Origin of the sequence: Halomonas dongshanensis, assembly GCF_024790395.1 — a bacterium.
GTDB lineage: Bacteria > Pseudomonadota > Gammaproteobacteria > Pseudomonadales > Halomonadaceae > Vreelandella > Vreelandella dongshanensis.
Genome location: NZ_JAJISC010000008.1, coordinates 47,616 through 59,510 on the forward strand (window position 1 = coordinate 47,616; position 11,895 = coordinate 59,510).

Sequence of the window (11,895 nt, forward strand, 5' to 3'; positions counted from 1 at the left end):
ACGCCTGGCATCATTCAGGCAAGTGCCAGCATCAAGGCTGGCCAAAAGGCAGTGGATTATAGCGTGCCGCGGGGGGAGCTCAAGCCACTGGCTGGGATTCCCCGCTAAAGCGCCTCATTCGCGCTTTCAGCGACAAGGCTAAGCGCTATCGCGGCTACTCTTCTCCAAGCGCGTCAGGCGCTTGGCGATCTCATCCAACTGTTTGAAACGTACTGCATTCTTGCGCCACTGGGTGTTGTTCATGGCCCCCGTGCCGGAAGAGTAAACGCCGGGCTCGTGAATCGAGTTGGTCACCAGGCTCATGCCCGTCACCTGCACGCCGTCGGCAATGGTCAAGTGACCCGAGAGCCCGACCCCACCGCCCAGCATGCAATGCTTGCCCACCTTGGTGGAACCGGCAATACCGACGCAGCCAGCCAGAGCGCTGTGATCACCGATACGCACGTTGTGCGCAATCTGCACTTGGCTGTCGATCTTGACGTCGTTACCGATCAGGGTATCGCCCAATGCACCACGGTCGATGCTCGAGCAACTGCCGACTTCGACGTCGTCCCCCAGCACTACACCGCCGAGCTGGGCGATCTTGTGCCAGCGCGCGCCGTCGTGAGCAAAGCCAAAACCGTCGGCACCGATCACGCAGCCGCTGTGCAAAATCGCCCGTTTACCAATCACCACGCCGTGGTAGACGGTGACATTGGCGTGTAGCCGGGTATCGTCGCCCAAGATCGAGTCGGCACCCACGACGCTTCCGGCGCCAATCACCACGCGATCGCCCAGCACCACACCCGCGTCGATGACGGCGTGAGCCTGAATCTCGACGCCCTCCCCCAGGGTCACGTTATCGCCGACCACGGCCGTAGGGTGCACGCCGGTCTGCTTGCTCGCCTCTAGCGGATCGAACATTTGCGAGAGCTGAGCGTAGCCGAGGTAGGGGTTATCGATGGGCAGCTGCGGAACCGGACAGTTCTTACCGTGCTCGGGGTGCAGCAACACCGCCGCCGCCCGCGTCTCGGCGAGATCCTTGAGGTAGGCACGATTGGCCAGAAAGGCGATTTGATCCGGTCCCGCCTCCTTGAGCGTGGCAAGACCGCGAATGAGCGTATCGCCGTCGCCCTGGAAGTCGATGTCGAGACGGCGAGCAATGTCGGCGAGTGTGAGTGTTGGCGCGTGCGTCATGGGAGAGCCCAGGAACCTTGGGTGCGGTAGAGCCGCACCGAAATACGAAAGATAAAGCGTGTTAACGTTAACGGCGCGGCGAGGGCTACGTTTACGCCCCGCGCCGGGCTATTCATCATCAGTTCAGCGAATCGAAGATTTGCGTGACTTCGTTAGTCAAATTGGGCAGATCGGTCGCCGAATGCAGCACGCCTTGTGGCTCCACCAGCACGTCGATGCCGTGACGCTCGATGACCTGTTCGACGGCCCGTTCGAGCTTGGGTTCCGCACTTTCGAGGAATTGCTGCTCGGACTGCTGCTGCGCCTGAATCACCTCGCGACGAAGCTGCTCGAAGCGCGCTCCCTTTTGCTGCAGCTCGCCAATTAGCGCGTCACGCTCGGACTGCGACATGGTCTCGCCCTCGCGCTGAAGACGCTCCTGCAGCTGCTGTAGCTCGTTACCCAGGCCTTGGGCTTCGGTCTGCTGACTGCTGATCTGGCTTTGCAACTGGCTCAGCGAGCTCTGCGCCGACTGCGTGTTCATCAGCGCCGCACGCCAATCCAACACGGCGACCTCGGCGGCGTGTACCGGAAGCGCCATGGCACCCAAAAGACATGCGATCGCTGTCTGTTTACGCATGAAAAAGGCTCCTTAATCCAACCAATGACGCGGGCCGCGACGCGGCCCGAGCCGGTACGTTTAGAATGTTTGACCCAGCGAGAACTGGAAGAATTGCGTGTCGTCGCCGCTTTCGTCATTGAGCGGCTCGGCGATGCTGAATGTTAGGGGACCAACCGGCGTCAGCCAGGAGAGACCCACGCCCACGCTGTAGCGCAGATCGCCCAGATCCACACCCGAGCTGCAGCGCTGACGATCGGCATCGGCCGCCACCACGTCGTAGCAGGAGCTTAGGAAGGTGTTACCGGCATCGAAGAATAGCGAGGTCTGCATCGAGCGCTGATCTTCGATGAAAGGCATCGGGAAGATCATCTCGGCGCTGCCTTCGACCAGCACGTTACCGCCTAAGGTACGGTCACGGCCGCCTTCACGCGAGGGCGTGGTGCGCTGTCCCAGGGTGTTGGAGGTGAAACCGCGCACCGAACCCAAGCCACCCGCATAGAAGTTTTCGTAGAACGGATAGGGGTCGTTGCTATCGAAGGTGTTAGCGTAGCCAAGGTTACCGGTGAACTTCAGCGCCCAATCCTGGTTGTCGTTGAGCGGGAAGAGCTGCTGGGCGCGAGCACGCAGCTTGTAGTATTCGGCATCGCTGCCCGGCACGCTGGTCTCCAGCGACAGGCGCTGATAATTACCCGCCGTCGGCATGATACCGCGGTTGAGGTTGTTGCGCGTCCAACTGGCCGAGAGCTTGAGGCTCTGGGCGTCTTCGCCCTGATCTTCGACGTATTGGCGAATCTCCGAGGCGGTATCGAAGTAAGTCTTGACCGTCAGATCTTCCAGGGTTGCGCCGAAGTTGAGCCGCGACAGCTCGCTGATCGGGTAGCCGAAGTTGATTCCAGCGCCGTAGGCGTCGGTCGAGTAGGTCGAGATATCGGAGTCGGCGTAGTCGGTTTCGCGGTAGTAGACGTTGTAGCCGCGCGAAATACCGTCCAGCGTCCAGTAAGGGTCGGTGAAACCGAAGTTCACGCTAGTGAAGGTATCACTGCGCGAGGCGCCGATGTTGACGCGGTTACCCGTGCCCAGGAAGTTGTTCTGGGAGAGGCCCACGCCGTAAATGACCCCGGCGCTCTGAGAGAAACCAACGCTTGCCGACACCGAGCCCGAGGGTTGCTCCTCAACGGTGTAGGTCACGTCTAGTTGGTCGGGTTGGCCCGGCACCGGTTGAGTATCGACTTCGACCTGGCTGAAGAAGCCCAGGCGCTCCAGGCGCTGGCGCGATTGGGTGATCGAGTCGGTCGAGGCGGGTGCGCCTTCGAGTTGGATCATTTCACGCCGCAGTACTTCGTCTTCGGTCGTGGTGTTACCGAGGAACTGGATACGCCGCACGTAGGTGCGCTGGCCCGGCTCGACGGCGATGACGATATCGACGGTATCGCTGTCGGCAGTCATTTCGGGAATGCCGCGCACTTCGGCAAAGGCGAAACCTTCGGCACCCAAGCGCTGCCGCAGCGCTTCGGTAGAGGCGTTGACATCGCTGCGCGAGAAGATCTCGCCGCTTTGCACCTGAAGTAGCTGACGCGCCTCGGATTCGCCGATTTGCAGATCACCAGCGAAGCGCACGTCGCCTACGCGGTACTGGGTGCCCTCATCGACGTTCAGAGTAATGTAGATGTCCGACTTGTCAGGACCGATCGACACCTGGGTCGAGGTCACATCGAAGTTGACGTAGCCACGGTCAAGATAGAACGAGCGCAAGCGCTCGATGTCGCCCGCGAGCGCCTCACGCGAGTACTCGTCACTGGAGAACCAGCCGAAGATACGCCCCGGGCGGTCGTTGAGCTCGAACACCTCGCGCAGTGTCTCGTCGTCGAAGGCTTGGTTACCGACGATGTTGATCTGGCGGATCTTGGCGACTTCGCCTTCGTTGATACGGATATTGACCTGCACACGGCCTTCGTCGACTGTCTGAACGTCGGTCTCGATGCGTGCGCTGTAACGCCCCTGCGCTTGATAGACCGACTCCAGCTCGCGCTGGATCTCGTCCAGAGTAGACAGCTGCAGCACCTGGCCTTCGGAGAGCCCAGACTGGCGCAGACCGTTACGCAGATCGTCCTCGGAGAGCTGACGGTTACCGGTGATGTTGAGACGCGCGATGGTCGGGCGCTCGACGACCTGGATCACCAGCACGTCGCCTTCGCGGGCGAGCGATACGTCATCGAAAAGGCCAGTGGCAAACAGGTTGCGCGTGGCGGCGGCCAGTTGCTGTTCATCGACGCGATCGTTGGCGCTGACCGGAAACGCATTGAAGACCGAGGCGGCGGAAACCCGCTGCAGCCCTTCTACACGAATGTCCGAAACGTCAAAGGATTGTGCTTGGGCACCGCTGGCTCCTGCCAATAAGAGTGCCGCCATTCCGAGGGTCTTGATTTTCATGCAGTCAGTTCGCTCGCGTTGGTCTGCCCGTCTTGGTAGACAGGCACCATATACATTTGTGCAGGTAGATGACAAGGTATCTCATCGCTGCACGCGTCATTACCACAGGCGCATCAGATCGAAATAGAGAGCCATCAGCATTAGGGTGCCTACCATGGCAAGCCCGATGCGTAGCCCGATGGCTTGGGCGTGTTCGGAGACCGGCCGCCCGCGCACGACCTCCACGAAATAATAAAGCAGATGCCCGCCGTCGAGCACGGGAATCGGCAGTAAATTCAGCACCGCCAAACTGATGGAAAGATACGCTAGAAAGCCGACGAACGCCTCAAAACCGGCGCGCGCGGAGTCACCGGAAATCTGCGCGATGGTGATCGGCCCTGAAAGGTTCGACGGCGAGATCAGCCCTACCAGCATCTTGCGAATCGCATCCAGGGTCAAAAGCGTCATGTCGCCGGTACGCGCAACCGCCTGCCCTACCGCTTCGATGGGCCCGTAACGAATCTCGCGCTGCATCTCTTCTGGCCAGGATACCGGCTCCACGCCCGCGCCGATATAGCCAATCTCGACCCCAGTCTCCAGAGCGTTGCGTCCAGGCGTCAGCGTCGTTTGGCGCCGCTCGCCGTCGCGCAGGTAATCGAGCGTCAAGGGGGTACCGGGGTTGGCGCGCACCAGATTGACGAAGTGCATCCAGTCGTCAACGGCTTCACCGTCGATGGCAAGCATCTCATCACCCGGTGCAAGCCCCGCCTGCTCGGCGCTGCCGCCCGCCACTATTTGCCCTAATACGGCGGGAAAGTCGGGCTGCCAGGGCGTGATGCCGAGCGACTCAAGCGGCTGGGGCGGGTCCTGGCGCACCAGAAAGTCGTTCACCGCTAGGGCGTGTTCACGCGGCGCCTGCCGACCTTCGGCACGCGTTTCGACGCTAAGTTCGCCGCTAAAACCGATCATCGACACGAGTTTGAGGCTGATATCCTCCCAGGAGCGCACGGCATCGCCCTGGATGGCGGTGATTTCGTCGCCTCGTGAAAGTCCGGCCTCAGACGCGGGTGAGTCGGGCGTGACGCTGCCGATCCAGGGCGCAACCGTCGTCGTCCCCACCACGAAGACCAGCCAGTACGCCACGATGGCGAGCAGAAAGTTGGCCAGCGGCCCCGCCGCCACGATGGCGATACGCTGCCAGACGCTCTTACGGTTGAAGGCTTGGTCGAGCTGGTCGGCGGGCACCGGCGCTTCGCGCTCGTCGAGCATTTTGACATAGCCGCCAAGCGGAATCGCCGCCACCGCAAACTCGGTACCGTGACGATCGACCCGCGACCAGAATGGCTTACCGAAGCCGACCGAGAAGCGCAGCACCTTGACGCCACAGCGACGCGCGACCCAGAAGTGACCGAACTCGTGGAAAGTGACCAGCACCCCCAGCACGACGATGACCGCTAGAATGTTCTGAATCAGACTCACGCTCTACTCCTCGCTACACGGCTCACGGCCTTGCCCCAGCTTCTCCATGCACAAACCGACGGGCGATACATGCGCGCGCGCGCTCACGCGCCTCGGCGTCGGCCGCCAAGATGGCATCGAGCGTATCGGCGGGTGCCACCGTGTGATGTACCAGTACCTCCGCCACGACCTCGGCGATGGCGGTAAAGCCGATGTCACCGTCCAGAAAGGCGGCGACAGCTATCTCGTTGGCAGCGTTGAGCGCCGCCGGTGCCGTACCGCCCGCTTGCATCGCCTCGCGCGCCAGACGCAGGCAGGGAAAGCGCGCTTCATCGGCGCGCTCGAAATCGAGCCGCGCAATGGTAAATAGATCCAGCGCCTCGACCCCCGCCTCGATGCGCTCGGGCCAGGCCAGCCCATAGGCGATGGGCGTGCGCATGTCAGGGTTGCCGAGCTGAGCCAGCACCGAACCATCCTGATAGGCAGCCATGGAGTGGATCACGCTTTGCGGATGGACGACGACCTGGATTTGATCCGGCGTGGCGTCGAACAGCCAGCACGCCTCGATCAGTTCGAGCCCCTTGTTCATCAGCGTGGCGCTATCCACCGAGATCTTGCGCCCCATCGACCAGTTGGGATGGGCGCAGGCCTGCTCGGGAGTGACGCCCTCAAGCGCCCCGGCCTCCCAAGTGCGAAAAGGCCCGCCCGAAGCGGTCAGCAGTAGCTGGGTAATACCGTGGCGCTCGAGCCCACCGCGATGTTCGCGGGGCAGGCACTGATAAATCGCGTTGTGTTCGGAATCGATGGGCAGAAGTGTGGCGCCCGCGCGCTCGACGGCCTGCATGAACAGCGCCCCGCTCATTACCAGGGCTTCCTTGTTGGCCAGCAGCACGCGCTTGCCCGCCTCGGCGGCGGCCAGCGCAGGCAAAAGCCCCGCCGCACCGACGATGGCGGCCATCACTACCTCGCTTTCATCGCTCGCTGCCACCGCGCATAGTGCCTGCTCGCCGTGCCGCACCGTAGTGCTCAATCCCGCCTCCCGCAGACGCGCGGCGAGCCAAGCAGCATCCTCCTCGCCAGCCAGCACTGCCACGTCCGGGCGGTGGCGCAGGCACTGCGCATGCAGCGCCTCGCGTGAGGTGTGGGCGGTCAAGGCGTGCACGCGGTAGCGCTCGGGGTGGCGCCCAATCACGTCCAGCGTGCTGGTGCCGATGGAGCCGGTCGAACCCAGCACGGTGACCCGCTGCACGGAAGGCGCTGTCATAACGGCAGCACCTGCACGTAGAGCAGAGCAAATAGCGGAATGGCGGCGGTCAGGCTGTCGACACGGTCGAGCACGCCACCGTGGCCGGGCAGCAGTTGGCTCGAATCCTTGATGCCGCGAAAGCGCTTGAGCATGCTTTCGAGCAGATCACCTAGCACCGACACCAGCGTGATCAAGGCGCTGGCCACCACCAGAGCAAGTCCGGTGGCAAAGTTGAGCTGCTGCCAAACGGCGAACACCACGGCCAATAGCGCCGTGGCTGCCAAGCCGCCGTACACGCCCTCCCAGGATTTACCGGGGCTAACCCGAGGTGCGAGCTTACGCCGCCCCCAGGCACGCCCAGCAAAGTAGGCGCCGATATCCGCCGCCCACACCAGCAGCAGAACGAACAGCAGCCATACGCCGCCGCTTTCACGCAGCACGTTGAAGCCGATCCAGCAGGGCAGCAGCACCCAGGCACCCATCGCCAAGCGCCCGGCCGTCGACTGCCAGGCAGCGTCGGGCTCGGGGTAGCGCGATACCCAGTAGAAGTTCAGCGCCCAGCCAATGGCAGCAAACCATAGCGGCCAGAGCGCCGTGGCGTTGCCGGAAAACCACAGCACCAGCATGACCAGGGCCAGGGCCCATACCGGCCAGATGCGCTTACCTTCGCCAAGCCCTGCCAAGTTGCTCCACTCCCAGGCACCCAGCAGTACGATGAGCGCCGTGAACAGGGCAAACGCCCCGCCGCTGAGCCCGAACAGCCCGACCAGCATTAGGGGGGCCAACCAGGCGGCTGTGATGATCCGCTGTCTAAGCACCTTGCGCCTCTATTTGTTCGTCGGTCATGCCGAATCGGCGTTTACGCTGGCAAAAATCCTCGAGCGCGGCATCCAACGCCGGAGCGCCGAAATCAGGCCACAGCAGCGGTGAAAAATGCAGTTCCGCGTAGGCCAACTGCCAGAGCATGAAGTTGGAGAGCCGCTGCTCGCCGCTGGTGCGAATACACAGATCCACCGGCGGGATGGAGCGGCAGAGAAGCGCATCGATACGCGCCTCGTCGATCTCATCGGCGTGCAGCACCCCTTCGCTCACCTGTCTGGCGAGCGTTCTCGCCGCCTGGGCGATGTCCCACTGACCGCCGTAGTTGGCAGCGATGATCAGGTGCATGCCGGTATTGCTGGCGGTCAGGGTCTCGGCGCGATGGATGTGCTTTTGAATTGCGTGGGAGAAGCCGCGCTCCTCGCCGACGATGGTCAGGCGAATATTACGCTCGTGAAGCTTTTTGACCTCGCGCTTGAGCGCCATCAAAAAGAGCTCCATCAGCGCATTGACCTCCGACGCCGGACGCTTCCAGTTTTCGCTGGAAAACGCGAACAGGCTCAGGGTGCGCACGCCCCGTTCGGCGGCGCGCTGGATCACCGCGCGCACGGCCTCGACCCCGGCGCGATGCCCACGCACGCCCGAGAGCCCGCGCGCGCGCGCCCAACGGTTGTTGCCATCCATGATGATGGCCACGTGGGACGGCAGCCCCTCCTGCGATGAAGATCGCGATGGAGAGGCGAGCGATGTCTTGCCCGGTCGTTCGTCGGGAAGCTGGGTAGACGTCATCGGTTCCTGCACCCAAGATCAAGCATGAAAAAAGCCGGCCTCAAACGGCACAGCGGGCAGCCAAGGCTGCCCGCGGCAGTGTCGTAAAGCAAGCCTTAGACCTGCATCAAATCCTGTTCCTTGGCCGCCAGCGCCTTGTCGATCTCGGCGATGTACTTATCGGTCAGCTTCTGGATTTCGTCTTCGCCCTGACGCTGGTCGTCTTCGGTGATTTCTTTGTCCTTGAGCAAGGATTTGAAGTCACTGTTAGCGTCACGGCGCACGTTGCGCACGGCCACACGCGCGGTTTCGGCTTCGCTGCGGGCCTGCTTGATGTAGTTCTTGCGCGTCTCTTCGGTCAGCATCGGCATAGGCACGCGAATTACGTTACCTGCACTTGACGGGTTGAGACCCAGATCGGAGGTCATGATGGCCTTCTCGATCTTGGGCACCATGTTCTGCTCCCAAGGAGAAACCGTCAGCGTGCGCGCATCTTCAACGTTGACCGAGGCGACCTGATTCAGTGGCACGTCGCCGCCGTAGTAGTCCACCATCACCGCATCCAGGATGCTGGGATGGGCGCGTCCGGTACGGATCTTGTTGAAGTTGTGATGCAGCGCCTCGACGCTCTTCTTCATCCGCGTTTCGGCATCTTTCTTGATATCGTTGATCACGTTTTTAACCTCTGTCTATCAGCGTGCCTTCCTTGCCCCCTACGACGAGATTCAGCAGGGCGCCAGGCTTGTTCATATCGAATACCCGCACCGGCATGTCATGGTCACGCACCAGGCAGATAGCGGTCAAATCCATTACGCCGAGCTTCTGATCCAGAGCATCGTCGTAGGAGAGCTGATCGTATTTTACGGCATCCGGGAATTTGACGGGATCTTTGTCGTAGACGCCGTCCACCTTGGTGGCCTTGATCACCACGTCGACATCGACCTCGATGCCTCGCAGGCAGGCGGCGGAGTCGGTGGTGAAGAAGGGATTGCCCGTCCCAGCAGAGAACAGTACCACGTCACCGGAGGTGAGGTAGCGAATGGCGGTACGCCGGTCGTAGTGTTCGACGACACCACTCATGGGAATCGCAGACATCACCCGCGAACGAATGTTGGAACGCTCCAGCGCGTCGCGCATAGCAAGCGCATTCATCACCGTGGCCAGCATTCCCATGTGATCGCCCGTCACGCGGTCCATGCCCGCTTCGTTGAGTGCCGCACCCCGAAACAGGTTGCCGCCCCCAATGACCAGGCCAACTTGCACCCCAATACCCACCAGTTGGCCGATCTCCAGGGCCATACGGTCGAGGACCTTAGGGTCGATTCCGAAATCGTGCTCGCCCATCAGTGCTTCGCCAGACAGCTTGAGCAAAATACGCTTGTACTTCGACTTGGAGCCTTTAGCCACTACCGTCGCTTGGTTGGGCTCTTGAACATCGCGTGACATCTTTATCTCCTAGCAGTCTTGAGGGCGATCTTGAAACGCAGGTGGGCGGGAGTGGCCCCGATTTATCCAGGGCCCGGATACGCAAAGGCGTGCGCTTACGCGCACGCCATCATGCGACTGGAACCTCTGACCTTAACGACGGCCAGCCTGTTCCATGACTTCTTTGGCGAAGTCGACTTCTTCTTTCTCGATGCCTTCGCCCACTTCAAAGCGAGTGAAGCCGATTACTTCACCACCGGCAGCCTTGACGAACTCGGCAACCGACTGGTTGGGATCTTTGACGAAGGGCTGCTCGGTCAGGCTGTTCTCGGCCAGATACTTCTTGAGACGGCCTTCGACCATCTTCTCGGCGATCTGCTCGGGTTTGCCCGCCATATCCGGCTGCGCCAGGATGATGGCTTTTTCTTTGTCGAGCTGCTCTTGCGGCATGTCGGCCGGATGGGCCACCGCCGGGTTGATCGCAGCAACGTGCATGGCGACGTCTTTAGCTGCCTCTTGGGTGCCGCCCTTGAGCACGGTCAGCACGGCGATGCGGCCACCGTGGACGTATTCGCCCACCAGGTTGCCTTCACCCGCTTCGACCACGACCGCACGACGCACGCCGATGTTCTCGCCGATTTTCTGCACCAGCTGCTCGCGCGCCGATTCTAGATCGCCCGCCATGACCGCGGCCACGTCGTCGCTCTTGGCGTTGAAGAAAGCCTCGGCCACCTTGTCGGTGAACGCTTTGAAGTTGTCGTCACGGGCGACGAAGTCGGTCTCGGAGTTGATCTCGACCATGACGCCGTAGCTGCCACCTTCGGCAACGCGAGTGACCACGGCGCCTTCGGCGGCAGTACGACCGGCTTTCTTGGCGGCCTTGAGGCCTGAGCTCTTACGCAGGTTTTCGATCGCGACGTCGATGTCACCATCGGCTTCGGTCAGGGCTTTCTTACACTCCATCATGCCAAGACCGGTACGTTCGCGCAGTTCCTTGACCTGAGAGGCGCTGATAGCTGCCATGAGAATTCACCTCGGAAATAATTCGCTAGCGGGAAAAAGGGGGCATAGGCCCCCTCGGTATCACGATGCGACACGGCGGCGCCGCACCCGCGCGGCCTTACTCGGCAGCGCTTTGCGCGTCAGCGGCGTCGGCCTCGGCGGTTTCGTCGGTTACTTCGACGAACTCGTCGGGACGGCCAGACTTGGCACGTGCGCAGGCGTCGGCGATTGCCTTGACGTAGATCTGGATGGCGCGGATGGAGTCATCGTTGCCCGGAATCACGTAGTCAACGCCATCGGGGTTGGAGTTGGTGTCCACCACGCCGATGACCGGGATACCCAGTTTGTTGGCTTCGTTGATGGCGATACGCTCGTGGTCGACGTCGATCACGAACAGCGCGTCCGGCAGGCCGCCCATGTTCTTGATACCGCCGATGGAACGCTCGAGCTTCTCTTGCTCACGCGTGGCCATCAGGACTTCTTTCTTGGTCAGCTTGTCGAAAGTACCGTCTTCGCGCATGGTTTCCAGCTCGCGCAGACGTTTGATCGACTGACGGATCGTCTTGAAGTTGGTCAGCATGCCGCCCAACCAGCGATGGTTGACGAACGGCTGGCCAACGCGATTCGCTTCTTCTTTGATGATCTTGCCAGCGCTGCGCTTGGTGCCAACGAACAGGATCTTGTTGTTGGACGCCGCCATCTTCTCGACCACGTCGACCGCTTCGTTCAAAGCAGGCAGAGTGTGCTCAAGGTTGATGATGTGGATCTTGTTACGCGCGCCGAAGATGAACTTGCTCATCTTCGGGTTCCAGTACTTGGTCTGGTGACCGAAGTGAGCGCCTGCCTTGAGCAGGTCACGCATATTGACGTGAGACATGGTAAAACTCCTGAAACTCGGGTTAGGCCTCCACGCACCCCATGGATCCGACCGCTAGCAGCGAAGGCTGCCCACGGCACCCGGGACCATGTGCCGGTGCATGTGTGTTTTAGG

The 11,895-nt window shown here is 61.5% G+C and carries 11 protein-coding genes; all 11 read right to left on the bottom strand.

Annotated elements, in window-relative coordinates:
- Nucleotides 1-138: 138 nt before the first annotated feature.
- A complete protein-coding gene (gene lpxD, locus LLY24_RS15785) occupies nucleotides 139-1,176 on the bottom strand; it encodes a UDP-3-O-(3-hydroxymyristoyl)glucosamine N-acyltransferase (protein WP_259037268.1) in 1,038 nt (345 codons plus the stop codon).
- Between the two features lie 118 nt (nucleotides 1,177-1,294).
- Nucleotides 1,295-1,795 (bottom strand): OmpH/Skp family outer membrane protein, encoded by a 501-nt coding sequence (locus LLY24_RS15790; protein WP_259037269.1) that lies wholly within the window; start codon nucleotides 1,793-1,795, stop codon nucleotides 1,295-1,297.
- Nucleotides 1,796-1,855: 60 nt separating this feature from the next.
- Nucleotides 1,856-4,207 (bottom strand): outer membrane protein assembly factor BamA, encoded by a 2,352-nt coding sequence (gene bamA, locus LLY24_RS15795; protein ID WP_427854570.1) that lies wholly within the window; start codon nucleotides 4,205-4,207, stop codon nucleotides 1,856-1,858.
- A gap of 99 nt (nucleotides 4,208-4,306) precedes the next feature.
- Nucleotides 4,307-5,665: an RIP metalloprotease RseP gene (rseP, locus tag LLY24_RS15800; RefSeq protein ID WP_259037270.1), complete on the bottom strand. Its 1,359-nt coding sequence runs from the start codon at nucleotides 5,663-5,665 to the stop codon at nucleotides 4,307-4,309.
- A 22-nt stretch (nucleotides 5,666-5,687) separates the two neighbouring features.
- Nucleotides 5,688-6,908 (bottom strand): 1-deoxy-D-xylulose-5-phosphate reductoisomerase, encoded by a 1,221-nt coding sequence (gene ispC / locus LLY24_RS15805; RefSeq protein WP_259037271.1) that lies wholly within the window; start codon nucleotides 6,906-6,908, stop codon nucleotides 5,688-5,690.
- Complete coding sequence (locus LLY24_RS15810; protein ID WP_259037272.1) at nucleotides 6,905-7,708, bottom strand: phosphatidate cytidylyltransferase; 804 nt, start codon at nucleotides 7,706-7,708, stop codon at nucleotides 6,905-6,907. Before LLY24_RS15810 ends, ispC begins: the two co-directional genes overlap by 4 nt.
- Nucleotides 7,701-8,498, bottom strand: coding sequence for a polyprenyl diphosphate synthase (uppS, locus tag LLY24_RS15815; RefSeq protein ID WP_259037273.1), 798 nt, complete (start codon nucleotides 8,496-8,498; stop codon nucleotides 7,701-7,703). The genes LLY24_RS15810 and uppS overlap by 8 nt, the downstream gene beginning before the upstream one ends.
- Before the next feature lie 95 nt (nucleotides 8,499-8,593).
- Nucleotides 8,594-9,151, bottom strand: coding sequence for a ribosome recycling factor (gene frr, locus LLY24_RS15820; protein WP_259037274.1), 558 nt, complete (start codon nucleotides 9,149-9,151; stop codon nucleotides 8,594-8,596).
- A gap of 4 nt (nucleotides 9,152-9,155) precedes the next feature.
- Nucleotides 9,156-9,923: a UMP kinase gene (pyrH, locus tag LLY24_RS15825; RefSeq protein ID WP_259037275.1), complete on the bottom strand. Its 768-nt coding sequence runs from the start codon at nucleotides 9,921-9,923 to the stop codon at nucleotides 9,156-9,158.
- Between the two features lie 132 nt (nucleotides 9,924-10,055).
- A complete protein-coding gene (gene tsf, locus LLY24_RS15830) occupies nucleotides 10,056-10,925 on the bottom strand; it encodes a translation elongation factor Ts (RefSeq protein ID WP_259037276.1) in 870 nt (289 codons plus the stop codon).
- 97 nt (nucleotides 10,926-11,022) lie between these two features.
- Nucleotides 11,023-11,781, bottom strand: a complete 759-nt coding sequence (rpsB, locus tag LLY24_RS15835; protein WP_259037277.1) for a 30S ribosomal protein S2 — start codon at nucleotides 11,779-11,781, stop codon at nucleotides 11,023-11,025.
- Between the last annotated feature and the right edge of the window lie 114 nt (nucleotides 11,782-11,895).